Annotated in this window: 23 protein-coding genes; 10 read left to right on the forward strand and 13 right to left on the reverse strand. The window is 67.9% G+C overall.

What is annotated here, in order from left to right; genetic code table 11:
* Nucleotides 1–130: 130 nt before the first annotated feature.
* On the forward strand, nt 131–388 hold the full coding sequence (locus tag SBI80_RS27475) for a DUF7218 family protein (RefSeq protein WP_318978271.1): 258 nt from the start codon (nt 131–133) through the stop codon (nt 386–388).
* A gap of 81 nt (nt 389–469) precedes the next feature.
* Entirely contained in the window at nt 470–1366 is an 897-nt protein-coding gene (locus SBI80_RS27480; RefSeq protein WP_318978273.1) for a LysR family transcriptional regulator ArgP, read from the forward strand.
* Between the two features lie 8 nt (nt 1367–1374).
* Here SBI80_RS27480 and pknB read toward each other — a convergent pair whose 3' ends face one another.
* From pknB to SBI80_RS27510, 6 genes are all read right to left on the reverse strand, one after another.
* On the reverse strand, nt 1375–3234 hold the full coding sequence (gene pknB / locus SBI80_RS27485; protein WP_318978274.1) for a Stk1 family PASTA domain-containing Ser/Thr kinase: 1860 nt from the start codon (nt 3232–3234) through the stop codon (nt 1375–1377).
* Between the two features lie 144 nt (nt 3235–3378).
* Nucleotides 3379–3612: a hypothetical protein gene (locus SBI80_RS27490; protein ID WP_318978276.1), complete on the reverse strand. Its 234-nt coding sequence runs from the start codon at nt 3610–3612 to the stop codon at nt 3379–3381.
* A 145-nt stretch (nt 3613–3757) separates the two neighbouring features.
* On the reverse strand, nt 3758–4339 hold the full coding sequence (locus tag SBI80_RS27495) for a hemerythrin domain-containing protein (RefSeq protein ID WP_318978278.1): 582 nt from the start codon (nt 4337–4339) through the stop codon (nt 3758–3760).
* Nucleotides 4340–4349: 10 nt separating this feature from the next.
* Nucleotides 4350–4523 carry a hypothetical protein gene (locus SBI80_RS27500; protein WP_318978280.1) on the reverse strand — a complete coding sequence of 58 codons (174 nt, stop codon included), beginning with the start codon at nt 4521–4523 and terminating at the stop codon, nt 4350–4352.
* Between the two features lie 50 nt (nt 4524–4573).
* Entirely contained in the window at nt 4574–5956 is a 1383-nt protein-coding gene (locus tag SBI80_RS27505; protein ID WP_318978282.1) for an NAD(P)/FAD-dependent oxidoreductase, read from the reverse strand.
* Entirely contained in the window at nt 5949–6704 is a 756-nt protein-coding gene (locus SBI80_RS27510; RefSeq protein WP_318978283.1) for a TetR/AcrR family transcriptional regulator, read from the reverse strand. The genes SBI80_RS27505 and SBI80_RS27510 overlap by 8 nt, the downstream gene beginning before the upstream one ends.
* Nucleotides 6705–6799: 95 nt before the next feature.
* Here SBI80_RS27510 and SBI80_RS27515 point away from each other — a divergent pair, with 95 nt between their 5' ends.
* Both SBI80_RS27515 and SBI80_RS27520 read left to right on the forward strand, forming a co-directional pair.
* Nucleotides 6800–7093, forward strand: coding sequence for a hypothetical protein (locus SBI80_RS27515; RefSeq protein WP_318978284.1), 294 nt, complete (start codon nt 6800–6802; stop codon nt 7091–7093).
* A 38-nt stretch (nt 7094–7131) separates the two neighbouring features.
* Nucleotides 7132–7527: an SRPBCC family protein gene (locus SBI80_RS27520; RefSeq protein WP_318978286.1), complete on the forward strand. Its 396-nt coding sequence runs from the start codon at nt 7132–7134 to the stop codon at nt 7525–7527.
* A gap of 13 nt (nt 7528–7540) precedes the next feature.
* Here the strand turns inward: SBI80_RS27520 and SBI80_RS27525 are convergent, their stop codons facing one another.
* Complete coding sequence (locus tag SBI80_RS27525; protein ID WP_318978287.1) at nt 7541–8008, reverse strand: Lrp/AsnC family transcriptional regulator; 468 nt, start codon at nt 8006–8008, stop codon at nt 7541–7543.
* A gap of 138 nt (nt 8009–8146) precedes the next feature.
* Here SBI80_RS27525 and SBI80_RS27530 point away from each other — a divergent pair, with 138 nt between their 5' ends.
* The 3 genes from SBI80_RS27530 (at nt 8147) to SBI80_RS27540 (ending at nt 12490) form a co-directional block, all read left to right on the forward strand.
* Complete coding sequence (locus tag SBI80_RS27530; RefSeq protein WP_318978289.1) at nt 8147–11602, forward strand: indolepyruvate ferredoxin oxidoreductase family protein; 3456 nt, start codon at nt 8147–8149, stop codon at nt 11600–11602.
* Nucleotides 11603–11695: 93 nt separating this feature from the next.
* The gene (locus SBI80_RS27535; RefSeq protein WP_318978290.1) at nt 11696–11944 is read left to right on the forward strand and encodes a hypothetical protein; all 249 of its coding nucleotides are present in this window, start codon (nt 11696–11698) and stop codon (nt 11942–11944) included.
* A 213-nt stretch (nt 11945–12157) separates the two neighbouring features.
* Complete coding sequence (locus tag SBI80_RS27540) at nt 12158–12490, forward strand: hemophore-related protein (protein ID WP_318978292.1); 333 nt, start codon at nt 12158–12160, stop codon at nt 12488–12490.
* Between the two features lie 77 nt (nt 12491–12567).
* On the opposite strand, the gene car is transcribed toward SBI80_RS27540, so the two are convergent.
* Nucleotides 12568–16101: a carboxylic acid reductase gene (car, locus tag SBI80_RS27545; RefSeq protein WP_318978293.1), complete on the reverse strand. Its 3534-nt coding sequence runs from the start codon at nt 16099–16101 to the stop codon at nt 12568–12570.
* A gap of 537 nt (nt 16102–16638) precedes the next feature.
* The gene (locus SBI80_RS27550; protein WP_318978294.1) at nt 16639–17562 is read right to left on the reverse strand and encodes an SDR family oxidoreductase; all 924 of its coding nucleotides are present in this window, start codon (nt 17560–17562) and stop codon (nt 16639–16641) included.
* A gap of 84 nt (nt 17563–17646) precedes the next feature.
* Between SBI80_RS27550 and SBI80_RS27555 the strand changes: the two genes are divergently transcribed.
* On the forward strand, nt 17647–18213 hold the full coding sequence (locus tag SBI80_RS27555; RefSeq protein ID WP_318978295.1) for a TetR family transcriptional regulator: 567 nt from the start codon (nt 17647–17649) through the stop codon (nt 18211–18213).
* Between the two features lie 4 nt (nt 18214–18217).
* Here SBI80_RS27555 and SBI80_RS27560 read toward each other — a convergent pair whose 3' ends face one another.
* The 3 genes from SBI80_RS27560 to ligD form a co-directional block, all read right to left on the reverse strand.
* Nucleotides 18218–19702: a sugar porter family MFS transporter gene (locus SBI80_RS27560; RefSeq protein WP_413232829.1), complete on the reverse strand. Its 1485-nt coding sequence runs from the start codon at nt 19700–19702 to the stop codon at nt 18218–18220.
* 116 nt (nt 19703–19818) lie between these two features.
* The gene (locus SBI80_RS27565; protein ID WP_318978298.1) at nt 19819–20274 is read right to left on the reverse strand and encodes an STAS domain-containing protein; all 456 of its coding nucleotides are present in this window, start codon (nt 20272–20274) and stop codon (nt 19819–19821) included.
* A gap of 156 nt (nt 20275–20430) precedes the next feature.
* Nucleotides 20431–21684, reverse strand: coding sequence for a non-homologous end-joining DNA ligase (gene ligD / locus SBI80_RS27570; protein WP_318978299.1), 1254 nt, complete (start codon nt 21682–21684; stop codon nt 20431–20433).
* Nucleotides 21685–21750: 66 nt separating this feature from the next.
* Between ligD and fadD2 the strand changes: the two genes are divergently transcribed.
* Nucleotides 21751–23466, forward strand: a complete 1716-nt coding sequence (gene fadD2, locus SBI80_RS27575) for a long-chain-fatty-acid--CoA ligase FadD2 (protein ID WP_318978301.1) — start codon at nt 21751–21753, stop codon at nt 23464–23466.
* 75 nt (nt 23467–23541) lie between these two features.
* On the opposite strand, the gene SBI80_RS27580 is transcribed toward fadD2, so the two are convergent.
* On the reverse strand, nt 23542–24474 hold the full coding sequence (locus SBI80_RS27580) for an esterase family protein (protein ID WP_318978338.1): 933 nt from the start codon (nt 24472–24474) through the stop codon (nt 23542–23544).
* Nucleotides 24475–24737: 263 nt separating this feature from the next.
* Here SBI80_RS27580 and SBI80_RS27585 point away from each other — a divergent pair, with 263 nt between their 5' ends.
* Nucleotides 24738–25529, forward strand: a complete 792-nt coding sequence (locus SBI80_RS27585) for an SDR family NAD(P)-dependent oxidoreductase (RefSeq protein WP_318978302.1) — start codon at nt 24738–24740, stop codon at nt 25527–25529.
* Nucleotides 25530–25550 lie beyond the last annotated feature (21 nt).

Below are 25550 nucleotides of genomic sequence, written 5' to 3' on the forward strand. Positions count from 1 at the left end.
GAGTTCGAAGCCGCATTCTACGATGCACAGCGGACCGACCAAACCCTGGTCGAAATCCAATAGCTCGAGCCTCCGACAGAACCAGGGCGTTTCAAATCAGTGCAGACCAGTAAGCCAGTGGAGGTGGATCATGCCGAATTCATCGATCAAGGACGAAGAGCTGTACGAAGACCTGCGTAAGCAGGGTGATTCCAAGCAGAAGGCCGCGCGGATATCCAACGCCGTCGCCGCCCGTGGCGAGAAGTCCGTGGGCCGCAAGGGCGGCAAGGCGGGTAGCTATGACAGTTGGTCGGTGGCCGATTTGCGGAAGCGGGCCAAGGAGTTGGGGATGACGGGCTACTCACGCCTGACCAAGGACGAGTTGATCACCAAGCTCCGCAAACACTGAGCCAGCCCTTGGCGGAACGGTTCGCGCCGACGCTCGAAGGTCCGCGTGGGAGGATCGTCGGCGAGGAGGGTGACGCGTCGGATGACGGATCGAGGTCGCAAGCCCGTCGGCTACGAGAGTCGGTTGGACTCCGGGCAACTGGCCGCCCTGGCGGCGGTGATCGAGTTCGGCAGCTTCGACGCCGCGGCGGAGCGGCTGCACGTCACGCCGTCGGCCATCAGTCAGCGAATCAAGGCGTTGGAGCAGCGGGTGGGTCGGGTTCTGGTGGTGCGCGACAAACCCTGTGTGGCGACGACGGCCGGTATTCCGTTGCTGCGCTTGGCCGCTCAAACCGCGCTGCTGGAGTCCGAGGCGCTGGGCGAGACCGGGGGTGGTCCGCGGAACCAGACCCGGATTGCGCTGGCGGTCAACGCCGATTCGATGGCGACCTGGTTCACCTCGGTGTTCACCGAGCTGCCCGACGTGTTGTTCGACATTCGCATCGAGGATCAGGACCACTCCACCCGGTTGCTGCGGGAGGGGGAGGTGATGGGCGCGGTCAGCACGCAGCGCGCCGCCGTGCCGGGATGCCGGGTGTACCCGCTGGGCGTGATGCGGTACGTCCCGGTGGCGTCCGCGACGTTCGTCGAACGCTTCCTGTCCGATGGCTTCACCGCCGCCGCGGCGGCTCGCGTGCCCTCGCTCGCCTGGAATCGCGACGATGCGCTGCAGGATCAGTTGGTGCGCAAGGTGTTCGGCAGGAACATCGGCCGGCCGACGCACTACGTGCCGACGGCGGAGGGGTTCGCGGCGGCGGTGCACGCCAGCCTCGGGTGGGGGATGTTCCCCACCCAGCTCGTCGACGAGTCCTTCGTGCAGATCACCGCCGAGCACCTCGACGTGCCGCTGTTCTGGCAGTGCTGGAAACTCGACAGCCCGACGGTGGCGGCGCTCACCGACGCGGTGCGGTCGGCCACGGCGGATCTGCCGATGCGCTGAGGTGGGGCTCAGGCGCCGTATTGGACCGTGATGACGCCGGTGGACTTGTTGATGGGGGTGCCCGCCGGCGGATCCTGCGTGACGGCCTTGAAGTGCTCACCACCGGGCACGTCTGAGCCCTTCTGCGGAAGGATCGTGATTCCAAGTCCTTGCAACTTCTGCATGATTTCGTCGTAGGTCAGGCCCTTGAGGTCCGGCATCGGGACCTGATTGCCCAGCGACACCAGGATTTGGATCACGGTGGACACCGAGGCTTGTTGTGAAGCCGCGGGATTGGTGCCGATCACCTGGCCGGCCGGCAGCAGGCCGTCCTTGTCGACGCGGAAGGTCTGTTGGAACCCGGACTGCTTGAGCAGGGCATCGCACTGTTCGAACGTCAGAGTGGTGCAGTCCGGAACCTGACCGGTGTCCGGGCCCATGCCGACGACTAGGGTGATCGAGGCGTCCGTCGCTGCCGTGGCGTTGGCAGCGGGGACGGTCGTCGTGACCGTCCCCTTCTGCTCCGGCTCGGATGGGCCGGTGGTGCGGTTGATGTTGGTGAATCCCGCAGCCCGAAGCCGCTTCTCGGCGTCGTCGGGGGTCATCGTCGTCACGTCGGGGATCTGGACCTCCTTCGGTCCCTTGGAGACGTCGACGGTGACCTGGTCGCCTTCGGACAGGCTCTGACCTGCCCCCGGTTCGGTGCCGACGACGTGGTCGACCGGCACCGTCGAATCGAACACCGGCTGCGTCACCACCTTGAAGCCGAGGCCCTGCAGGGTATTGATCGCCGCGTCCTTGGCCTGGCCTTGGACGTCGGGCACCGGGTGGCTACGCGAGTCGTACACGGCGATCGCGATCGAGGCGACGATCGCCAACACGGCGAACACGGCGATGACGGGCAGCCAGCGCCGCACCGGGCGGGCGCGGTCAGTCGTCGCCAGCACCGGCTGCGCAGCGGTGGCGGGGTTGGTGCGCTTCGAGCGGCTGTGCGACGCCACCGGTCGCGAGGCACGCTCGGCGGCGGCTCCCTGTGGTGCCTCCGGGCGCTGACCGCTGTGCACGCGAATCAGGTCGGAGCGCATGTCCGCAGCCGATTGGTAACGATCGGCCGGATCCTTGGCGAGCGCCTTGAGCACGACCGCGTCCAGCTCGGGCGAGATCGCGGGGTTGCGCTTCGACGGTGCACTCGGGGCGGAACGGACGTGCTGGTAGGCCACCGCGACCGGGGAGTCGCCCACGAAGGGTGGTTCGCCGGTGAGCAGTTCGTAGAGCACGCACCCGAGGGCGTAGACGTCCGAGCGGGCATCGACCGGCTTGCCGCTCGCCTGCTCGGGCGAGAGGTACTGCGCGGTGCCGACGACGGCACCGGCCTGCGTGACCGGCGTGCCGCTGTCGTGCAGGGCCCTGGAGATGCCGAAGTCCATCACCTTCACCGCGCCCGCCTTGGTGACCATGATGTTGGCCGGTTTCACGTCGCGGTGGATGATGCCGTGCTGGTGGCTGAAGTTCAGCGCCTGGCAGGCGTCGGCGATGATCTCGATCGCCCGCTGCGGGTCGACGGGCTCGTCGTCGTGGATCAGCTCACGCAGCGTGACGCCGTCGACGTACTCCATGACGATGTACGGCAGCGTTCCAGCGGTGGTGTCGGCTTCGCCGGTGTCGTGCACCGCGGCGATCGCGGGATGGTTCAGCGCCGCGGCGTTCTGCGCCTCGCGACGGAAGCGCAGTTGAAAGCTCGGGTCGCGGGCCAGATCGGCGCGCAGCACCTTGACGGCAACGTCGCGATCGAGCCTGACGTCACGCGCGAGGTGGACCTCCGACATGCCACCGAACCCGAGGATCTCGCCGAGCTCGTAACGACCCGAGAGGAGTTGCGGCGTCGTCATGACCCTCCGCCAGCGATCTGCACCGCCGCCTCACCCGTCCGCATGCCAAAATCCTATGTGCAGGTGTGACCGCGTCGGCGCCCCGGTGTCTCGCATCCGGGCGCGAAGGTGGCTATCAGCTGACCAAGGGCTGGCGGCGGCCGGTCAGCTCTCGCCGAAGAACGTTGCCTTCACCGGGGGAACCGCGACGACGGGGGCGATGGTGCCCGAGTAGGTGATCGTCGTCGTCGCCCCAGTCGTCATCGAGTCGGACACCACGGCCGTCCGATCGGCTGGCGCATTGCCGGCCACGGACCCGATGATTCCCATCGCCACGAGCGCGGTGCCCCCCAGGATGGTGGCTGCCGTCTTCAGGCGTCGGCCGTCGCTTCGCGTCATAGTCTGTCCAATCGCTCGGAGGGTTCCGTCAATTAGCACCCGTCTGCAGCGATCTTCGTGCTGGGCTCAAGCACATTCACAGGAGGTTGGCACGCGAACGGCAGGCTCCGGGCTGGCGCGGTTCAGGCGGGTCGCGTTCGACCGGTCACTGCCCCTTGAGGCTGCCGATGCCTAGCGAGGTGTCCTTCGGCTTCGGCTTCGACTCCGACGGCGGACCCGCGTTCTCGACGTAGGCCTTGGGGTCGCGGTCGACGATCCGCAGCCCCTCGGTCGTCGGGTGAGCCGCCATGAAGTCGGCGTACTGCTTGCCGAGCGCCTCGCGGAGTCCGGCGGGAGCGTGGCGGCGGAAGTCGGACAGCCCCTCGCGCTCCTCCTCGCCCATGTGCTCGTCATTGGCGGCGCGGGCCCGCCCGACTGCCGCCCACCAGTCGTCGGTACCGACCTCGGCGGCGTCGGCGTCGCGGACACCGTCGCGAATGTCGTTGTGGTCGCCGATCGCGTCCAGCGTCTCGCCCTCCGGGTCGTCGACGCCGCGCTTGAGCAGCTGCGGGTAGAAGATCGCCTCTTCGACGTAGGCGTGCACGTCGAGCTTGTCGGCGAGCGGACGCCAGACCCGCTCCAGGGCCTCGGCCTGCACCGTCCGGCGGGCCTGGAGATAGTCCAATCGCGCGAACTGTTCGCGGAACCAGGTGTGGTCGTCGAGGATCAGCGTGGTGATGTCGGTCATCGCCGTGACACTAGGCGGCGACGGCTTCCGCGGAGCACGGCCCCGACAGCTCGACGTGGACGTGACCACACGGTTGGCAGGACACCTCGTAACGAAGAATGCCGCCGTCGGTCTCGCGGAAGCAGTAGTCGGTCAGTGCCATGCACCGGGGGCAGCGTGCCGTGCCCCGCTCGATCACCTTCATCGCGACCCCTTCGACTGTGGCGGTGCCAACCTCCCGCCTGCAAGGGATCTCTACCCGCTCGCGTCGCCGGTCAATCCGCGGACTTCCTTGGCAGCCGGCGGCCCGATCTGCGGCGGGCCGCAAGCCGACCAGGTGTAGGGCAGCTCGTGAGTCGTCGGGCTGCCGAGCATGAATGACCGGTCGGTGCGACGGGCGCGGGCGATCGCCGACAGCCAGGTGGCCACGGTACTGATGCGGTTCTGCACACCGGTCAGGAATGCGATGTGGATGAGACCCCAACCCAGCCAACCGAATACGCCGGACAACTTGACGGGACCAAATTGCAGCAGGGCGTGGCCGCGGCTGATGTAGGCCGCCGAACCGACGTCGCGGTAGCGGTACGGCTTGCGTGGCAGGCCCTCGAGATCGCGGCGCACGCACGCTGCGGCGTGCAGGCCGCCCTGCATGGCGTTCTCGGCGACCCCTGGCAGCCCGTCGCGCCCGGCCAGGTCGCCGATGACGAACACGTTCGGGTAGCCGGGTACGGACAGGTCCGCTCCGACGGCGATGCGTCCTGCGTGGTCGGTCGTCGCGCCGAGCACGTCGGCGACCCGCTTGGCGAACGGCACACCTTCGACTCCCGCCGTCCACAGCACGGTCCGCGCCGCATACTCCTCATCGGGACCGCCCCCCTTCGGGGTGACCGTGATGCCTTCGCGGCGGACGTCGGTGACGTGCACGCCCATGTGCAGCTCGACGCCGAGGCCCGCCAGGATCGCGGCCGCCTTGGCCGACAGCGCCGGCGCGAAACTGGACAGCACGCACGTGCCGCCGTCGAACAGCAGCACCCTGGCGTCCTCGGGTTCGATGCTGTGGAACTCGTTGGCCAGGGCGCGGGTCGCCATCTCCCGGATTTGGCCGGCCAGCTCGACGCCCGTCGGCCCGCCGCCTGCCACCGCGAAGGTGAGCCAGCCGTCGCGTTCCGGACCGGGACTCAGCGTCTCGGCGATCTCGAATGCAGCGAAGATGCGGCGGCGGATGGTGAGCGCATCGTCGAGGGTCTTCATTCCCGGCGCCCACTTGGCGAATTCGTCGTGGCCGAAGTAGGACTGCCGCATCCCGGCCGCGAGGACGAGCACGTCGTAGTCCAGCGTGAAGGTGGTCTCGTCGGGCCGGCGGGCCGTGAGGCGGCAGGACTCGGCGTCCAGGTCGATGGCCTCGCCGAGCAGGGTGGTGACGTTGCGGTGGTGCGCCAGTTCCTCGCGCAGGGACCGGCTGATCTGGCCGATGCTGAGCGTTCCGGTGGCGCACTGGTACAGCAGTGGCTGGAACACGTGGCTGGCACCGCGGTCCAACAGGGTGACGTCGACGTCGGCTCCGCCCAGTCTGCGTGCGCAGAACAGGCCGCCGAACCCGCCCCCGATCACCAAGACCCGCGTGCGCCCGTTAGTCATCGCTCCGAGGGTAATCGCGCGGCGAGGCGGCGAGACCGCGGAGCACCAGCTCCATCGTCGACTCGAACGAGGACCTGACCATGTACTCGCCCAGGTGCGGGGCGGCCGCCGCGGTGTGGGGATGGGCATTGTCGCCGTCGCCGTCGCCGTCGCCGTCACCGTCGCCGTCGGGCAAGCGGGTGGCGAGTTCCTGCCAGGCCGCGACGTCGGCGTCGCGGATCTCGGACGGCAGGGTGACGAAGGCGCTCTCCAGCATCGCCTGCCCCAGCAGGAAGTCCGACAGGCTGCCGAACCACCGCGTCGCCGACTCCTCGTCGAATCCGCCCTCGCGCAGCAACCCCAGGGTGATTTCGACCGCGCGGATCTCGTTGGGCAACCCGGTGGTGCGGGTGGCGACGGCGTACCCGGTGCGGGGGAATTCCCTGGCATAGACGGCGAACAGCGACCGCGCGAGATTGGCCAGGGACGACAGCCAGTCCGCGCCGGGCACCCAGCGGTCCAGTCCGATGCCGATCATCCGGTCGGCCACCGCGCGCAGGACGTCGTCGATGCCGGTGAAATGACGGTAGAGCGCCGAGGCGTCGGCGCCGACTGCCGACGCCAGCGTACGAGCGCTTAGGACGGCGGCACCGCGGTTCTCGATCAGGTTGACCGCCGCATCGATGTAGACGTCCCTGGAGAGCTCGGTACCCGCCAGCGTCTTCCTGCGACGCCGCCCCGACGCCTTCTGCCTCCCGGGATCCGGCATCCCGCTCACCCCTTATGTCAACACCATTGACGCCAGGTCGATCATCCCGGAAGTTAAGGCAGCAAGGGGGAGTGAACTTGGTGATTGCGAATCGAATGTCATTACAGCAAATCAGACGCTCGCCGGGCGAGGGTGGCAATGTCAGTTACTACGTCGACGTCCCGACGACCGAGGGTGGCACCCGTCATTTCGCATTCTTCGGCAACATCTTCGTCGGTCCCGTGGTCGTGACGAGCCGGGACGAGAGTGGGCACTGGGAGCACGAGGTGGTGGAGGAGCCGCGGCGCTTCGGTGAGTTCGTCACGGCCCAGTGGGTGCTGGAGTACCTCGATGCGTCGCGGCTGGCGAACCTGCCGGACCGCGGCGACGACGTCCGATGGTTCGGCTGAGGGTTTGACCGGACGCCAGCACGGGGATGGTGAGCTCGATGATCCTCGGCTGGCAGCACCGCATGCTCACGGTTGCGCGCGACACGACGGCCACTCCGGAGGCCGCCTGGCGGGTGCTCACCGACCTCGACGCGTGGCCTGACTGGGGCCCGACCGTTCGACGCGGTCGACTCGATCAGCCGGGGCCGCTGCGGCTCGGTGCCCGCGGCAAGGTTTGGACGCCCGGTGGGGTGCCGCTGCCGTTCGAGGTGACCGAATTCGAGGACGGTCACGTGTGGGCCTGGAAGGTCGCGGGTGTTCCGGCCACACGGCATTCGGTGACCGTGCGCGACGGAGGCTGCCGGGTGACGTTCGGCGTTCCGCCGTGGGCTCCGCCATATCTGGCCGTGTGTGCGCTGGCCCTCGATCGGATCGACCGACTGGCTCGCGCCTAGCCATCCGGTCGGCTTAGCGGGCCAGCTCCTCGAGCAGCGGCCGCGTGCGATACGCGACCACCTCGTGCATCGCCACCGACATGGTCGTGCGCTCGACTCCTGGGACCGCCAGCACCAGGCCGGCGACCCGGTAGAGGTCGTCGGCGTCGGTGGCGACCACTCCGATCAGCAAGTCCGCGGCTCCCGACAACCCGGTCACCTGGGTGATCTGCGCGATCGTGGCGAGTGCGCCGATCACGTCGTCCAGCCGGTGTTGATCGACCACCGCGGTGATGAATGCCTTGAGCGGATAGCCAAGGTCGCGCGGTGACACGCAGCGGTCGATCGGCGCCAGCACCCTGTCGCGCTCCCACCGGGCCAACCGCGCCTGCACGGTGTTGCGGGCCAGGCCGAGTGCGGCGGCGAGCTGCACGCCGGTGGCGCGCGGTGCGTCGCACATCGCCAGGAGCAGACGTGCATCGGTGCGGTCGAGCCTCGTCATGCCGCTCAGTATCGCACGTCACACTCGCACCGCAATGGGCAACATGCTCAACAATAGGAGTGTTGCTTGCTCATCTTGTATGTAGATGATTCTCTTGACTCATCAGTTAGCCCAGGCCAGACCAGGTGGTGAGTCGCCATGACCGATCTCGACGTCCGTCGGCCGGACCGTCGTCCCTACGAGTTGGGGGACCGCTTCCGATCGGGTTCGGACCCGGTTCTCCTGACCGGCGTCCAGGCAATCGCTCGAGCCCTCGTCGAGCAGCACGAGCGCGATGCGCGGGCGGGGCTGCGGATCGCCACGTTCGTCTCCGGGTACCAAGGCAGCCCGCTTGGTGGTCTGGATCGCATGCTCGCGGGCATGCCCGACGTGCTGCGGGCCCACGACATCACGTTCTCGCCGGGGCTCAACGAGGAGCTCGCGGCGACTTCGGTGTGGGGTAGTCAGGCGGTGCTGCCGATGGGCACGCCGACCCACGACGGCGTGATCGGCGTCTGGTACGGCAAGGGGCCGGGGTTGGACCGGGCCACCGACGCACTCCGGCACGCCAACATGTACGGCGCCAACCCCCGCGGCGGCATGTTGCTACTGGTGGGAGATGACCCTGCGTCGAAGTCCTCGACGGTGCCCGCGGTGAGCGAGCGGTCGCTGGCGGCGCTGGGGATCCCGGTGCTGTTCCCGCGCAACGCCAGCGAGATCGTCACCATGACCATGCACGGGGTGGCGATGTCGAGGGCCTCGGGGTGCGTCGTCGCGCTCAAGATCGTCGCCGACGTGGCCGACGGCGCCTGGTCGGTCGATGGGGGCTTCGCCGACGTCGACGTCGTCGTTCCCGAAGTGCGCTGGGAAGCAAGGCCATTCATGTACCGCCAACGTCCGATGGCCGCTCCGGCCGCCAGCCTCGACGCCGAGGCCGACCTGTACGGTCCGCGCGCGGAGGTGGTGCGGGCGTACGGAGCCGCCAACCGGCTCGACGTGATCGAACTCGATTCCCCCGGTGCGACCATCGGGATCGCGGCGACGGGGACCACGTTCGACGCAGTCCGCCAGGCACTGATCGATCTCGGGGCCGACGACTTCGCGCTGCACCGGGCCGGGGTGAAGCTGTTGCGCATCGGCATGCCCACCCCGCTGGGGCCCGATACCGTCAGGACCTTCGCCGACGGTCTCGACGAGATCCTCGTCGTGGAGGACAAGACGGCGTTCGTCGAGGCCCAGGTGCGCGAGATCCTCTACGGCAGAGCTGGTGCTCCCCGCATCATCGGCAAGCGTGACAGGGCCGGTCGCCCGTTGATACCGGTGGGCGGCGAGCTCACCGCCGGCCGGCTGCTTGCCCCGCTGCGCCGGGTGCTCGCGGACCGGCTCGAACTGCGGAGGGCCGCTCCGCCGGCGCTGGCGCTGGAGGTGCTGCCGGCCAGCCGCACCGCATACTTCTGCAGCGGCTGCCCGCACAACCGCTCCACCGCGGTGCCGGAGGGTTCGCTGGCCGGCGGCGGAATCGGCTGCCACACGATGGTGACGATGTCCAGCCGCACGGACAGCGCCGTCGTCGGGCTCACCCAGATGGGTGGGGAGGGCAGCCAGTGGATCGGGCAGGCACCGTTCACCGATGTCGGCCATCTGTTCCAGAACATCGGTGACGGCACGTTCTTCCACTCCGGCCAGCTGGCCGTGCAGGCCTGCGTGGCTGCCAAAGTGAACATCACCTACAAACTGCTCTACAACGAGGTCGTCGCCATGACCGGCGCCCAAGACGCCGAGGGTGCGCTGACCGTCGCGCAGCTCACCCACAAGCTGACGGCCGAGGGCGTGGCGCGGATCATCGTCTGCGCCGACGAACCCGGCCGCCACGACAGGCGCGCCCTGGCCAAGGGCACCGTCGTGTGGCCGCGCGACCGCCTCGACGAGGCGCAGAAGCTGCTGCGGGAGGTCCCTGGCGTGACCGTGCTGATCTATGACCAGCATTGCGCGGCCGACGCGCGCCGTCAGCGCAAGCGCGGGACGCTGCCCGCCCGCACCACCCGCGTCCTGATCAACGAGGCGGTGTGCGAGGGCTGCGGGGACTGCGGCGTGAAGTCGAACTGCCTGTCGGTGCAGCCGGTCGACTCCGAGTACGGCCGCAAGACGCGCATCGACCAGACCTCGTGCAACACCGACTACAGCTGCCTGGACGGCGACTGCCCATCGTTCGTCACGGTGCAGGTCGCGCCGGGCCGGGCGCCGCGAGTCGGGCATTCGGCGCCCCAGGCGCCCGTGCTGCCCGACGCCGACACCGAGCCGGTCACCGCCACGCACAACGTCTTCTTCGCCGGCATCGGCGGGACCGGAATCGTGACGGTGAACCAGGTGCTGGCTACCGCAGCACTACGGGCCGGCTACGAGGTCGAGAGCCTCGACCAGATCGGGCTCAGCCAAAAGGCCGGGCCGGTGGTGTCGCACCTCAGATTCGCCGCGGGCCGGCTCGACCCGTCGAACCGCCTGACGCCGGGCAGCGCCGACTGCATCGTGGCCTTCGACCTGCTCGCCGCCGCGGACGCGAAGAGCCTCGGTTACGGCGATCCTGGCAGGACCATCACCGTCGCCTCGACCAGCAAGACCCCCACCGGTGAGATGGTCTACGACAAGACCGTCGCCCATCCCGAGACGCCGTACCTGCTCAACCGACTGGATCGGGTGTCGGCGGCAGTTCACTCCTTCGACGCGCTCGCGGCCGCCCAAGCGCTGTTCGGCGACACCGCCGCCGCCAACCTGCTGTTGGTCGGCGCGGCGTATCAGACCGGCGCGTTGCGGCTTCCGGCCGCGAGCATCGAGGAAGCCATCGAGATCAACGGGGTCGCCGTCGAGGTGAACCGCGCTGCCTTCCGCTGGGGCCGCGTCGCCATCGCGGACGCTGCACGCTTCGAGGCGGCGGTGACACCCGCTCGCGTCCGGCGCCCCCGCCGCGCGCCGGACGGCGTCCTGGCCGGGACCGCCATCACCGGACGGGTCGGCGATCTGGTGGCCAGGCGGGCCGCCGACCTCGTCGAATTCCAGAGCGAGCGGGTCGCGCGACGCTACGTGACGCAGCTCCAGGCGATTTGGACCGCCGAGCGTGCGGTTTCCGATCGCACCGAGTTCAGTGAGGCGGTCGCCAACGGGCTGTATAAGTTCACCGCGTACAAGGACGAGTACGAGGTGGCGCGGTTGCTGACCGATCCACGATTCGTCGAGCAGGTCCGAGCGGAGGTACCGGCCGGAGCGAACCTGACGTTCAAGCTGCACCCGCCGGTCCTGCGAGCTCTCGGCCGCCGCGACAAGATCGGCTTCGGACCGCGCACCCACGGTGTGCTGCGCCTGCTGGCCAAGGGAAAGCGGCTGCGTGGAACCAAGTTCGACCCCTTCGGTTACGCGCACGTTCGCAGGGTCGAGCGGGAACTGCTCGCCGAGTACACCGCCGTCGTCACCCGCTTGGCCGGCGAGCTCGACGCGGCCAGCTACGACCGTGCCGTCGAGATCGCCGCGCTGCCGGACATGGTGCGCGGGTACGAAGGCGTGAAACTCGCTGCCGCGGATGCCTACCGCGCGCGGCTCCGCGAGCTGGGTGTCGCGGTGTGACGTAGAGGTAAATATGGTCGAACTGCTCCGATGTCGGGCAGGAAGCCCGACAATGTGTCCCCTCGGGGGAATGGAATTGGACGGTGAGTGACCATGAGTGAAAACGAAGGTGGCGGCGGGGACGATGCGCCCGAAGGCGTCACGATCACGGCGCGCGTGTGCGTCTTTCCCAGCACGGACAAGGAAGCGCACGGCGTCGTCGTCGACGACTTCGGCGATGCCGTGGGCATTCCGGTGGAGATCGGGGGAGACGTCATCGCCCCACCCGCGCGCCGGTGGGCGGTGATGCTCGACGACGACGACCTGGTGTTCGTCGACAGTCATCAACTCGTCGCGGAGTAGCGCTCCGGCTAGTGGGCCGAGCCCCTCCGGCGCTCCGTCGGTCCACCGAAAGTCCTGGTGACGGGCCGCTTCGGTCAAGGCACGCCGCTGCTCGGGGCCGCTGCGGTGATTTCGCTGGCAGCGAGCATGTAACGCGGGCGGGGGCTGCGACGGTTAAACTCATGACGACACTTCGATGATGCCGTCGTATACACGTGTCGGAAGGTGGATGTAATGACGTTGACAACACGAGTGGCCGTCGGTCTCGGCGGAGCAGCACTGGCCCTGATGGCGGGAAGCGGGATCGCCTCCGCGGCACCCGGGGACGCAGCGATCGTCAACTCGACGTGCACCTACCCGCAGGTGATTGCCGCGCTCACGGCTGAGGATCCGGTGGCCGCCGGTCAGCTGACCAGCAGCCCGATCGCCGTGGCGTATCTGCAGGACCTCGTCAACACGCCGCCCTCGGGCCGCCAGGCGAAGATCGACCAGGTTCGGGCCTACCCGCAGGCAGCGCAGTACAGCGGCTTGATCTCGCAGGTCGCCAACACCTGCAACAACTACTGACGTTCTGCGCTTCGGCGCAGCCGACACGAATGCCCACCTCGGAGTGAAAGTCACTCCGAGGTGGGCAGTTTCGTATGTCAGAGCAGTCCGAGTAGCTCCAGATCGGTGGCGTACTTGACGATCACTGGTGCCGACAGGTGCGGGATGTCCTTGTCGGGACCGATCTTGGCCTCCTGAACCGCGGCCCGGAAGTGGTCGGCCGGTGCGAGTGAGCCGTTGATCGGACGATCGGGCGTCTGATAGTTGTGCAGCAGCGGCAGGAGCGACGCTTGGCGTTGCTTCTCGGGCAGGGCCCGCAGTGCGGTGTCGAAACGTGCCAGCCAATCGGCGTACTCGGGCACCCGGCTGATCGCGTGACCCGCCTCGACGAGCCAGTCGACGAAGGTGTCCATGCTGATGCCGTCGTCGTACGGGTTCATCACGTGGAACGTCTCGAACCCCTCGTCGACGGCCGCTCCCAGGGTCGAGATCGCCTCGGCGATGAATTCGACTGGCAGACCGTCGAAGTGGGCACGCTGGCGGCTTCCGCCGGCGTCCAGTTCGTAGAAAGACGCAGGCGCCACGCCCGTCGCCACCAGGCTGAGGATCATCCGGGTGAACATGTCCGGCACGTTGAGCTGACCGGCGTAGGTGGTATCCGCCATGATCATGTCGCAGCGGAAGACCGAGACAGGCAAACCACAGAGGTCGTGCGCCTCGCGCAGCAACACCTCACCCGCCCACTTGCTGTTGCCGTAGCCGTTGGCGTAGCTGTCGTCGACCTTGCGGGTGGCACTCATCTCGCGGACGTCGGTCTCCTCGACGAAGTGGCCGGGTTCGATGCCGTCGCCAACACCGATGGTCGAGACGTAGACGAACGGCTTGATCCTGGTGGTCATCGCGATGCGGATCAGCTCGGCGGTGCCAACGGCGTTGGGGCCGAACAGCTGGCTGTAGGGCAGCACGTGGTTCACCAGGGCGGCCGGGTCCACGATCAGGTCGACGGTGTCGGCCAACCGCTGCCAGGTCCCTTGCGGCAGCCCCAGATCGGCCTCGCCCTTGTCCCCTGCGAGCACCTCGAGGTGATCGGTGAGGGACTGGTAGTGCGCCAGCAGCTTCGGATCACCGCTGTCGAAGGTGGCGTCGAGCCGGGCCCGTGCCGCCGCATCGTCCTTGGCGCGCACCAGGCAGATGACCTTGCCGTCGACCATGTCCATCCGCTCCAGCCACTCCAGGGCGAGGTAGCGGCCCAGGAATCCGGTGGCGCCGGTCAGCAGCACGGTGCGCACCTCGCGGCTCGGTCCCGGCAGTGCGGGTGCCGCAGAAAGGGTGGCGGCGTCGATGAAGGCATCGAGCGTCAGGTCACGGGCATGTACCTCGGTGGCAGTCCTGCCGTGCACCGCGTCGTAGGTGGGACGCTTGCTGCCGCCGGCGCGCTGGGACTCGACGTAGGCGGCGATCGATGCCAGGTCGCTGGCCGGGCTGACGATCACGCCGACGGGCACGTCGACGTCGAATATCTCGTTCAGCAAGTTGGCAAAGGTCAAGGCCGACAACGAGTCTCCGCCGAGATCGGTGAACGCTGCGTCTGGCGCGACGTCTGCCGACGGGGTGCCGAGCAGCGCACCCGCCGCCCGGCTCACGGTTTCGAGCGCGGGACGGGTGGCGCCGTCGCGCCGCAGCGAGCGCAGCACGTCGGCCTGGCCGTCGGCGAGATCGACGTAGAGCTGCTCGAGCGCAGGACCGTAGAACTCCTTGAGCTTCGGCCTGGACAGCTTGCGAATTCCGGTGAGGAACCCGTTCTCGAGGGTGAAGGGTTCGGTCTCGACGATGAAGTCGCGCGGGATCTCATACGACTGCAGACCGGCGTCCCTGGCGACGCTCTGCAGCGCGTCGGCGAGCACGGGCTTGACCGCCGCCACGTCGCCGCCGACGCCGGCCAGCGCATCGTCGGTGGGCACCACGACGGCCAGCAGGTAGGAGCGGGCGCTGTTGCCGTATACGAAGATCTGGCGCACCGAGGGGTGGCCCCCGTAGGCCGCCTCGAGCTTGGAGACCGTGACGAACTCACCCTGGGACAACTTGAGGACGTTGTTGCGGCGGTCGACGTAGGTGAGCTGGTCGGGGCCGATCTCGGCGAACACGTCGCCGGTGTGGTACCAACCGTCGTCGTCGAAGAGCTCGGCCGTCACCTCGGGGCGCTGGTAGTAGCCGGGGATCAGGTCCTGCGACTTGACCCACAGCTCACCCCGGGGGTGCGGCCGGTCGGTGGCGAAGTAGCCAAGGTCCGGCACGTCGACCAGCTTGTAGTCCAGCAGCGGAGGCCGACGGGTCTGGCCGTCGACCAGGATCACGCCGGCCTCGGTGGACCCGTAGCCGTCGATGAGGTGGATGTCGATGAACTCCTCGACCCAGGCCCGCAGCTCCGGGGAGATCGGCGCAGAACCGGTCATGGCCGAGAACTGCCGTCCACCAATGAGATTCACACGCTGCTCGGCCATCACCTGGAGCTCGACCGTGGCCCGGTCGGTGCCCTCGGCAGCCGTCCGTCGGTCGACCTCGCTCTGCACCTCCTGGAAGAGCATCTCCCAGATGCGCGGCACCAGGTCGAGCTTCGTCGGGCGCACCAACGCGAGGTCCTCCAGCAGCGTCGATAGATCGCTCTTGGCGGCGAAGTAGGCCGTGCCACCCGCACCGAGGGTCGAGTAGAGGATGACGCGCCCCATCACGTGACTGACGGGCATGAAGCTCAGCGTGATTGCGGGCAGCTTGCCCTCGGTGTCCCAGACGGGGCTGAACCAGCCGCGCCAGCAGTTGGCCATCAGCCGGTCGGTGTACATGGCGCCCTTGGGCGCTCCGGTACTTCCCGAGGTGTAGATGAGTAGTCGGAGGGCATCCTCGGCGCCATGCTGGGTGTCGGATGCGTCGGAGTGCCTGGCGCCCTGGGCGATGACGTCCTCGAGCACCTCGACGCGGACGCCGAGGTCCGACAGGCGCGCGGCGGCGGCTTCCACGGCCTCGCGCTGGTCGTCGACCTGCGGGTGGTAGTCGAAGACCACGAAGCGCTCGGGTGCGTGTGCGGTCAGTGCCAGCTCGACGGCGTCGTCGAGGTGGTCGATGCTCGACAGGACGGCGACGGGCCGGGTCTCCACCAGGATCGGGTGGAGTTGGGCGACGGGCGCGCTGGTCTGCAGCGGTACCGACACCGCGCCGGCGAGCGCGAGCGCCATGTCGACGACGGCGTAGTCGGCGCTGGTGAAGCCAAGCGTCGCAACGCGGTCACCGGGGCGGACGGGGTTGCCCGCCAAGGCATCTGCCAGCGCGCGCACCCGGTCCCAGGTCTGGCCGTAGGTGAGGGTGTCGAAGCGCGGCAGCAACCTGGCAGTCGTGCGGCCCGAGTCCTCGGTGACGAACTCGACCGCGCGCTGCCCGAGGGCGGGACGTTCGGCATAGCCGTTCATCACCGTCCTGATCACTTCGACGAGCCCAAGGCCGGCCTGGTCACGCGCGGCGGTCACCACCGGATCCGGTTGCGCGGCAACGAGTTGCGGATCACCAGTGCCCGAGATCGAGGTCAATTCGTCGAATCTACGGGATAGCCGCACCTCGCGAGCGTTGGCTGGAGCTGACATGACGTTCTCCTCTGACGATCAAGAATATGAATCGCTATTCGGTGCCAATGGGGCACGAGGAGGAAAACTACGTTAGCAAAAGTAAATATTCCTGGGGGATTGCTGGGAGAGCCGCCGTCCGGCGACCGTCCGGCACCGGGTCGCCGGGGTTCGAGCGAATGCGCAATGGTGCCCGGTGGCGTCTCCGCACCCGTGATGACGTGCGATCCTCGGCTCTACTGGCAGGGCGGTCGGCGCAACGAGCACAGCTGCGATCCACCGTGGGGTCCGCAGAACGGATGGGTCGGATGGGGGTTGCGGGTGATCGATCTCACGGCCTGGCGACGCCGTCGGATCATTCCTCGGGGGCGCGATGGCGCCCGACGTACGAATCCGCCCCGGCGGCGGAATCCGACGTTGGAGTCCACCCCTGGCCAAACAACTGCAGCGACGGATCACCCGCGGTGGGGGTGAATCGGGGCGACATCGAGTCGTCGTGGTCGATCATGGGCGCGGAATACCCGCATTGACCCCAGCGTCAAACGCGTGGCGCTGCGCTCAGGACGACTCCGAGAAGTAGTGTCCCTGGTCGAGGTCCTCCAGCAGTCCGGGGCCCGTCGGGTGCCAGTCCAGTAGCGAGCGCGTCAACGCACTCGATGCCGGGACGTCCAGCGCGAGAAACCCTGCCAGCCAACCGAAGTGTGCCCCGGCGTCCTCGGGAGTGATGGGACTGGCGGGTATGTCCAGGTGCCGTCCGATCGTCGCGGCGATGTCCCGCATCGGCACCCCCTCGTCGGCGACGGCGTGCAGGATCGAACCCGCAGGAGCCTCCTCGACGGCCAGCCGGAAGAGGGTGGCGGCATCGCTGCGGTGGACCGCGGGCCAGCGATTGGATCCGTCGCCGATGTAGGCCGCCACGCCCTTCTCGCGTGCGACGTCGATCTGCTTCGGCACGAACCCGTTGTCACCGTCGCCGTGCACCGTCGGAGGCAGTCGCAAGACCGCGGAGCGCACCCCGCGATCGGCCAGCGCCAACACGTAGCGGGCGTTGGCCTGTCTACCGAGCAGGCCGCTCTCGGCGTTCGCGGGCCCGTCGCGCCCGTCGTTCTCGGTCGCGACTTGGCCTACCGCCATGCCGGTGGTGCCCGACGCGATGACCAGCGGTCGGTCCGACCCCGCCAGGGCGTCCGCCAGTGCCTCGATGGAGGTGCGGTCGGCGGTGACCGCAGTGTCGAAGTCGCCGGTGAAGGCGATGTCGTGCTTGAACGCCAGGTGGATCACCCCGTCGACGGACCGGGCCGTGGCCGCCAGGACGTCGAGGTCGTCCAGACTGCCGCGCCGTACCTCGGCGCCGGCGGCCAGCAGGGCCTCGGCGGACGATTCGGAACGGGCCAGGCCGACGACCTGGTGACCGGCGCCGAGTAGTTCGGGCACGACGGCCGAGCCGATCCAGCCGGATGCTCCGGTGACGAAGATGCGCACGAGACCTCCACGAATTCGATGTCAGCTGCTGTCATCACCACCATAGCGACTATGTCAGTGACTGTCATCAACTAATATGCGCGCATGGGTCGATGGCAGCCGGACGCGCGCGGCCGCCTACAGGAGGCGGCCCTGGAGCTCTACGGGGAACGTGGCTTCGAACCGACCGCCGTCGCGGACATCGCCGAGCGCGCCGGATTGACCGAGCGCACGTTCTTCCGATACTTCGCCGACAAGCGCGAGGTGCTGTTCTCCGGCTCGGAGATGCTCGTCGAACTGTTCGCGAATTCGGTTGCCAATGCTCCCGATTTGCTAACCCCCCTCGACATGGTCGGGGAGGCGTTGAATGACGTCGCCGAATTGTTCGCGGAGCGCCTGGAGCATTCGCGGGCGCGCCAGGCGGTCATCGACGCGAATCCCAGCCTGCGGGAACGCGAACTGATCAAGCTCGCCACCCTCGGTCAGGCGGTCGCCGACGCGTTGCGGGCCCGCGGCGTCGGGGACTCGGACGCCATCCTCACCGCCGAGGCGGGCATCACGGTCTTCAAGGTGGCCTTCGGTATCTGGGTGGCGGGGCCCGACGATGGCGATCTGGCGGCGGTCATGCGCCGGACGATGGCGGATCTCAAGGCCGTTGCCGCCGGCGGCTGACCGATCAGCGCGCGAAGTCCTTCGGCCGGAACCGCCCGGCGCCCAGCTTGCTCTCGATCTCCTCCAGGCTGCGGCCGGTGAGGTCGGGCATCCGAAAGTACACGAACAGCCACGCGGCGACGTTGAACAGGCCGTAGAGCCACATCGCCGGGCCGACCCCGATGCCGCTGATCAGGGTCAGCAGGGTGAGTGTGATGAGCAGGTTGGTGCCCCAGAGTGCGGCCGACTGCGCGGCGGTGCCCGCGGGCCGCACCGCCAGCGGGTAGGTCTCCGACCCAGTCAACCAACCCATGAGCTGAAGGCCGCCGGCGTTGAAGAGCATGAACACCACCAGGCACGCGATGATGAAGGGCACCGAGTCCCGGCCGCTGTTGCCGGAGACGAACAGCCATCCGAGGACTAACAGGCTCAGCGCCGCACCGGGAATCATGATCAGGGTGAGTCGGCGTCGGCCCACCCTGTCGATGATGGTCAGCCCGACGAGCTGGGCCACCAGATAGCTCACGCCGAGCGCCACCGACACCTGCAGCGCCACCGACTCGGAGAAGCCGTTGTCGGTCAAGATGGTTGGCGAATAGTAGATGATCATCTCGATGCCACTGAGCTGAGTGAAGATCGCGATGCCGCAGCCCAGGATGAGGGCTGGCCGCACCCAGGCCTTGCGCAAGCCGGCCCACCCCCGCGTCTGCGCCGTCTGCTCCTGGTGGCTGAGTTCGGCCATCTCGTCGAGTTCGTCCTCGACGTCGTAACCCGACGGCCGGACCCGGTCGAGCACGGCCTTGGCCTCGTCGCGCCGATCCTGCTTGACCAGCCAGCGCGGGCTTTCCGGCAGACGAAGAAGCAGGCCGAGCATGATCGCGGCTGGGACGGCCGCGATCCCGATCGACCACCGCCACGGAATCGATTCCGACGCACCGACGATCGTCGCGATGACGATGCCGACACCGATCGCGATCTGGAAGCAGAGCACCAGCCGGCCGCGGTACTTGGGCGGAGCGAGTTCGGCCACGTACATCGGTGCGGTCTGGGTGGCGCCGCCGACGGCGAAGCCGAGGACGAGACGTCCCACCGACAGCAGCACCGGATTGGGCGCGATCGCACACCACAGCGCGCCGACGACGAAGACCACGGCCAGCATTGCCAGTGTGCCCTTGCGGCCGCGCCGCTCGGAGAGGTAGCTACACGTCAGCGCACCGACGACGGCGCCGAGCAGGATGCTGGCCGCGATCACCTGCTTCCAGCCCTCGACGATGCCGAAGTCCTTCGTGATCTGCAGAAGAGCACCGGAGATGATGCCGGTGTCGTAGCCGTAGAGCATTCCCGCGACCGCCGACACCAGCGCGACGATGACGACCGCACCGGTCAGCTGCCCCGGGGTGGCCTCGCGAGCCTTGGCGGATGTCTCGGGCCCGCTCTCGATGGAACTCATTGATCCGCCTCCAGCCGTGTCGTCTGCTGGAGCGGCATACCCGCTAGGTCGGGAAGTCAGTCCCGACGGCGCCAATCGTGGCGCAAGGAATCAGCGGCGGGCAACGGCCTTGTGGCGGGGATGGATCAGGTACCTCAACCAACGGACGTCGATCAGCATGTCTTCGTTCCCCTTGCTCAGGCGGACTTGGTCAGGATCGGCAGGATGCGGCGGCGCTCGCCAGCGACATCCGAGAAGTGGTGCAGCGCATCGGCAACCGATGCCGTGGCGGGGAAGACGTCGTCGACGCCGCAGAGGCGCAGGGTCCGTGACACCTGCTGGCTGATGACGAGCGCCCACTCGTCACCGGCGGCGTAGCAGGCCTCGTCGATTGCGTCGAGCAGTTCGATCCCCTGCGCAGCGAAGGAGGTAACGCCGCTGAGATCTAGCACGAAGGGCTTCTCCGCGATGATGCAGCCGCGGGCCTGGCTCACGACGAGGCCGACGTTGACCTCGTCGATGGCGCCGGTGATGGTCAACACGGTCGCCAGCTGCCGGCACTGCTTGTGCAGCTCGGCGCCATTGCACTCAACCGACGGATTTCCATAGCGGAAGCGGGAATTCGACGCTGAGCCGGTGCTCGTTGCGGTCATGGCACTGCCTCCCTTCGGTAGGTGCCGAGTGAGAAGGCGGCGGTGCCGTCACTTCGACTGAATCCCAAACTAGGGGGCCAAAATAAGGTACCGGGGAGTAACTCCTAAAACATCGTTAAGAAGTCTCGGAGCCCCATGGCAGCAAATCCGCTCGCGTCAGCCTCGATGCCACTGTGCACCGGAGTACCGCTCCCATGGGGAGTAATCGGCTATCAGCTCCTCCTGCGGGGGACGCTGATCCGCCGGAACGTGCTGCAAGTTGATGCGGACGCGGTACCAGATCGAGCTGGGCCCACGCATCCCGTCGACCAGCACGTCGATGGGCTCCAGCTGCGCAGCGGCCGCGGGCCACTTGGCCTTCCACGTCTCCAGCGCCGCCATGGCCTCGTCCTTGGTCTTGGTCTTGGCGATCTCGATGAGCGGCTTCGTGGGCACCCTCTGACCGGGTCCGCCATCTCCGCGCCGGGCACCCCGTGGTGCCTTCTCGGCCGGACCCAGCTCCTCGGCCAGTGCCAGTAGGCCCTCCAGGCCGCCGGCCGCGGCGTCCATGCCCTCCCACGGGTCGCCGATCTCGGCGTAGCGGGCGGGCACCGTCGCGACCGTGAACGCCTCGGGCCGGCAGTCGGGTACCTCGTCCCAGTGCAACGGGGTGGACACCCTGGCGTCCGGGCGCGATCGAACGGAGTATGCCGAGGCCACGGTGCGGTCCTTGGCGTTCTGGTTGAAGTCGACGAAGACGCCTTCGCGTTCTTCCTTCCACCACTTGCTGGTAGCCAAATCCGGTGCGCGCCTTTCGACTTCGCGAGCGATGGTCTCGGCGGCCAGACGCACCTGGCGGTACGGCCAGTTGGGCTCGATGCGCGCGTAGACGTGAAAGCCCTTGGAGCCAGACGTCTTGGGCCACGCCGTCAAGCCGTAGTCGGCAAGGACGTCGCGTGCCACCAGCGCCACGGCGACGATCTGCGACCACTCGACGCCAGGCATCGGATCGAGGTCGACGCGCAACTCGTCGGGGTGCTCCAGATCGTGGGCCCGTACCGGGTGCGGGTTGAGGTCGATGCACCCGAGGTTCACCGCCCAGGCCAACCCGGCGGCGTCGTGGATGACGGCCTCCTTCGCCGACGTGCCGGAGGCGTACTTCAGCTCGGCGACGTCGACCCAGTCGGGACGCTTCTCGGGAGCCCGCTTCTGGAAGATCGCCTCCTCGGAGATGCCCTTGACGAACCTCTTGAGGATCATCGGGCGGTCCGCCACGCCGCGCAGGGCACCGTCGGCGACGGCGAGGTAGTACTCGATCAGATCGAGCTTCGTCACGCCCGCTCGGCCGTCAAGGCTGGGGAAGACGACCTTGTCGGGATGGGTGACGCGCAGTGTCCGGCCGCCGATGTCCATGGTCAGCGCAGACGCCATGGCATTCATGGTAGTTGTGCGGTACTACCGGTCCCATGTGCGATCGCCGTCACATATTGTGGGGCCATGCCCAACCTCACCGAGCTTCCCCTGCAGGCAGCGGCCAAGTTTCAGCAGTATCTCGAGCGCGGTTCGGCCGAGCTGCACTACGCCAGGAAGATGTTCGAGGCGGGTGCGCTGCGGCTGGAGCCGCCGCAGAACATCGCCGCCATGCTCGCCGACATCAGGCGCTGGGGTGAGTTCGGGATGATCCCGGCGCTCAACGCCCGTCGCCATCCCAACGGTACGGCGATCATCGACGACGACGGCGAGTTGACCTTCAAGGAACTCGACGACGCCGCGAACGCGGTCGCCAACGGATTGCTGGGCCTCGGTGTCAGGGGAGGCGACGGCGTCGCCCTACTGATTCGCAACCACCGCTGGTTCCTCATCGCGCTGTACGGCGCGGCCAAGGTCGGGGTACGGCTGATCCTGCTCAACAGCGAGTTCTCCGGTCCGCAGATCAAGGAGGTGTCCGAACGCGAGGGCGCCAAGCTGATCATCCACGACGACGAGTACACGAAGGCGTGCTCGGCCGCGAACCCGGAGCTGGGCAAGCTTCGCGCCCTGCCCACCAACCCGGACAACGTCGACGCCGCCGCGGCCGCCAACGGCGAGGCCCCGCACGAGAGCTCCGACGAGACGCTGGCCGACTTGATCGCCAGGAGTCGGGCGACGCCGCCTCCGAAGGCCTCGGCGCACTCCAAGATCATCATCCTCACCAGCGGTACGACCGGAACTCCCAAGGGCGCCAACCGCAGCACTCCGCCGTCACTCGCACCCATCGGGGGTGTGCTGTCCCACGTGCCGTTCAAGGCCGGTGAGGTGACGTCGCTTCCGGCGCCGATGTTCCACGCGCTCGGCTTCCTGCACGCCACCATCGCGATGATGCTCGGCAGCACACTGGTGCTGCGCCGCCGGTTCAAGCCGGCCACCGTGCTCGCCGACATCGAGAAGCACCGGGTGACGGCGATGGTCGTCGTTCCGGTGATGCTCTCGCGCATCCTCGACGAGTTGGAGAAGACCAGCCCCAAGCCCAACCTGTCGAGCCTGCGCATCGTCTTCGTGTCGGGTTCGCAGCTCGGCGGCGAGCTCGCCACCCGCGCCCTTAAGGATCTCGGGCCGGTGGTCTACAACCTGTACGGGTCCACGGAGATTGCGTTCGCGACCATCGCCCGGCCCAAGGATCTGTCGATCAACCCCTCCACCGTCGGGCCCGTCGTCAAGGGCGTCAAGGTCAAACTGTTCGACGACAACGGCAACGAGGTGCCCAAGGGCGAGGTGGGCCGCATCTTCGTCGGCAACACGTTCCCGTTCGAGGGCTACACGGGCGGCGGACACAAGGCGATCATCGACGGGCTGATGTCCTCCGGTGACGTCGGCTACTTCGACGAGCACGACCTGCTCTACGTCAGCGGCCGCGACGACGAGATGATCGTGTGCGGCGGCGAGAACGTCTTCCCCGCCGAGGTCGAGGACCTGATCAGCGGGCACCCCGAGGTCGTCGAGGCGACCGCGCTCGGCGTCGAGGACAAGGAGTGGGGCCACCGGCTGCGGGCATTCGTTGTGAAGGCCGACGGCGCCTCGGTCGACGAGGATGCGATCAAGGCCTACGTCAAGGACAACCTCGCCCGCTACAAGGTGCCGCGCGAGGTGATCTTCCTCGACGAGCTGCCGCGCAATCCGACCGGAAAGATCCTCAAGCGCGAGCTCAAGGACATCGAGGTCGAGGGCGCCGAGTAACTTCCCGCCGCGTGTGAATCCTCTGCGGAATCAGACCCATATTTCCGCAGAGGATTCACTACCGGCGTTCGCCGGCTACGACGCCGTCGGCGTGGCGCCGAGCACCCGCTGGATGTCCGGCTTCATCTCCTGGAGCTGTTGACCCCAGTACCCCCAATCGTGGGTGCCGCTGTCGGGGAAGTTGAACACGCCGTTCTTGCCGCCACCCGCAAGATAGTCGTCCTGGAACGTCTTGTTGGTCCGCAGCGTGAAGCTCTCCAGGAACTTGGCGGGCAGGTTGTCGCCGCCCAGATCGCTGGGGGTGCCGTTGCCGCAGTACACCCAGATGCGGGTGTCATTGGCGATCAGTGTGGGCAGGTTGACCATCGGGTCGTTGTACTTCCACGCCGGGTCGGTCTCGGCGGGACCCCACATGTCGTTGGCCTTGTAGCCGCCGGCGTCACCCATCGAGGTGTTGACGAGCCCGGGCCACCAGCCCTCGGACAGGTTCAAGAAGCCCGACAGCGAGGCCGCGTAGGGGAACTGGGCGGGGTGGTGGACGGCCAGCGTGAGCGCCGCGGACCCGGCCATCGATAGCCCGACGGCGGCGCTGCCAGTCGGCTTCACCTGCCGCTGCGAGGACAGGTACGCCGGCAGTTCCTGGGTCAGGAACGTCTCCCACTTGTAGGTCTGGCACCCGTTCTTTCCGCAGGCGGGCTTGTACCAGTCGCTGTAGAAACTGGACTGCCCGCCGACGGGCATGACGACCGAAAGCCCTGAGCCGTAATACCACTCGAAGGCCTGGGTATTGATGTCCCAGCCGTTGAAGTCGTCCTGCGCGCGCAGACCATCAAGTAGGTAGACCGCAGGTGAATTCACCCCGCCGCTCTGGAATTGCACCTTGATGTCGCGGCCCATGCCCGCCGACGGCACCATCAGGTACTCGACGGGAAGGCCGGGCCTGGAGAAGGCGTTCGCCGTGGCGGCGCCGCCGAAGAACCCTACGAGGACGGGCAGCAGCACCGCCATGAAAGCCGTCGTGAACAACCGGCGCACGAAGATCTCCTCATCGTCGACCGTGGGATAACGCACGGACAGGCCCCACGGGCAGGTGGTGACGGACCACCGTCGGATGGGTTGGTCACATCCTCCGGAGTCACCTCGCGTCGTTGCTCAGGCGGGCGGTCCCGACAACGAAACGGTTCCATACTCCCCTGGGAAAGTCATGTGGACCCGGGTCACGTCATCGGGTTTCGCGGAATGCCAGCGCGCCCGCGGTGGTAGTACGAAGCGTGATCATCGACCTTTCTGGCAAGACCGCACTCGTCACCGGCTCCACCCAGGGCATCGGCCTGGCCATCGCGAAGGGCCTCGCCGAGAGCGGCGCCCGCGTGGTGGTCAACGGCCGCACCGCGGCCCGCGTCGAGGAGGCGGTCGCCCAGCTTTGCGGCACCGCCCAGGGCGAGGTGGTGGGCATCGCGGCCGACGTGACCAGTGCCGACGGGGTCGCTGGGCTCCAGGAGAAGCTGCCCGAGGTCGACGTCCTGGTCAACAATCTCGGCATCTTCGGGGCCGCCCCCGCCCGTGAGATCACAGACGACGAGTGGCGTCGCTACTTCGACGTCAACGTGCTCGCCGCGGTGCGGCTCATCCGCACGTACCTGCCCGGCATGGTCGACCGTGGCTGGGGCCGGGCGATCCAGATCGCCAGCGACTCGGCAATCGTCATCCCGGAGGAGATGATTCACTACGGGACGTCGAAGACGGCGCTGCTCGCGGTGTCGCGGGGGTTCGCCAAGGACGCGGCGGGCACCGGGGTCACCGTGAACTCCGTCATCGCCGGGCCCACCCATACTGCCGGGGTCGAGGACTTCGTCTACCAGCTGGTCGACCGGTCGCTGCCGTGGGACGAGGCGCAGCGCGAGTTCATGCGCAAGCATCGCCCTCAGTCGCTGCTGCAACGTCTCATCGAGCCCGACGAGATCGCGGCAATGGTCACCTACCTCAGTTCACCGCTGGCCTCGGCGACGACGGGTGCCGCCGTTCGGGTCGACGGCGGGTACGTGGACTCGATCGTCCCCTAGAATCTGGCCCATCACATCGGC

Source organism: Mycolicibacterium sichuanense (assembly GCF_033741125.1).
Classification (GTDB): Bacteria; Actinomycetota; Actinomycetes; order Mycobacteriales; family Mycobacteriaceae; genus Mycobacterium.

Excerpts from the sequence above, each read along its gene's own strand:
- SBI80_RS27475 (WP_318978271.1), top strand. The coding sequence starts at position 131 with ATGCCGAATTCATCGATCAAGGACGAAGAGCTGTACGAAGACCTGCGT.
- SBI80_RS27480 (WP_318978273.1), top strand. The coding sequence starts at position 470 with ATGACGGATCGAGGTCGCAAGCCCGTCGGCTACGAGAGTCGGTTGGAC.
- pknB (WP_318978274.1), bottom strand. The coding sequence starts at position 3,234 with ATGACGACGCCGCAACTCCTCTCGGGTCGTTACGAGCTCGGCGAGATC.
- SBI80_RS27490 (WP_318978276.1), bottom strand. The coding sequence starts at position 3,612 with ATGACGCGAAGCGACGGCCGACGCCTGAAGACGGCAGCCACCATCCTG.
- SBI80_RS27495 (WP_318978278.1), bottom strand. The coding sequence starts at position 4,339 with ATGACCGACATCACCACGCTGATCCTCGACGACCACACCTGGTTCCGC.
- SBI80_RS27500 (WP_318978280.1), bottom strand. The coding sequence starts at position 4,523 with ATGAAGGTGATCGAGCGGGGCACGGCACGCTGCCCCCGGTGCATGGCA.
- SBI80_RS27505 (WP_318978282.1), bottom strand. The coding sequence starts at position 5,956 with ATGACTAACGGGCGCACGCGGGTCTTGGTGATCGGGGGCGGGTTCGGC.
- SBI80_RS27510 (WP_318978283.1), bottom strand. The coding sequence starts at position 6,704 with ATGCCGGATCCCGGGAGGCAGAAGGCGTCGGGGCGGCGTCGCAGGAAG.
- SBI80_RS27515 (WP_318978284.1), top strand. The coding sequence starts at position 6,800 with ATGTCATTACAGCAAATCAGACGCTCGCCGGGCGAGGGTGGCAATGTC.
- SBI80_RS27520 (WP_318978286.1), top strand. The coding sequence starts at position 7,132 with ATGATCCTCGGCTGGCAGCACCGCATGCTCACGGTTGCGCGCGACACG.
- SBI80_RS27525 (WP_318978287.1), bottom strand. The coding sequence starts at position 8,008 with ATGACGAGGCTCGACCGCACCGATGCACGTCTGCTCCTGGCGATGTGC.
- SBI80_RS27530 (WP_318978289.1), top strand. The coding sequence starts at position 8,147 with ATGACCGATCTCGACGTCCGTCGGCCGGACCGTCGTCCCTACGAGTTG.
- SBI80_RS27535 (WP_318978290.1), top strand. The coding sequence starts at position 11,696 with ATGAGTGAAAACGAAGGTGGCGGCGGGGACGATGCGCCCGAAGGCGTC.
- SBI80_RS27540 (WP_318978292.1), top strand. The coding sequence starts at position 12,158 with ATGACGTTGACAACACGAGTGGCCGTCGGTCTCGGCGGAGCAGCACTG.
- car (WP_318978293.1), bottom strand. The coding sequence starts at position 16,101 with ATGTCAGCTCCAGCCAACGCTCGCGAGGTGCGGCTATCCCGTAGATTC.
- SBI80_RS27555 (WP_318978295.1), top strand. The coding sequence starts at position 17,647 with ATGGGTCGATGGCAGCCGGACGCGCGCGGCCGCCTACAGGAGGCGGCC.
- SBI80_RS27565 (WP_318978298.1), bottom strand. The coding sequence starts at position 20,274 with ATGACCGCAACGAGCACCGGCTCAGCGTCGAATTCCCGCTTCCGCTAT.
- ligD (WP_318978299.1), bottom strand. The coding sequence starts at position 21,684 with ATGGCGTCTGCGCTGACCATGGACATCGGCGGCCGGACACTGCGCGTC.
- fadD2 (WP_318978301.1), top strand. The coding sequence starts at position 21,751 with ATGCCCAACCTCACCGAGCTTCCCCTGCAGGCAGCGGCCAAGTTTCAG.
- SBI80_RS27580 (WP_318978338.1), bottom strand. The coding sequence starts at position 24,474 with ATGGCGGTGCTGCTGCCCGTCCTCGTAGGGTTCTTCGGCGGCGCCGCC.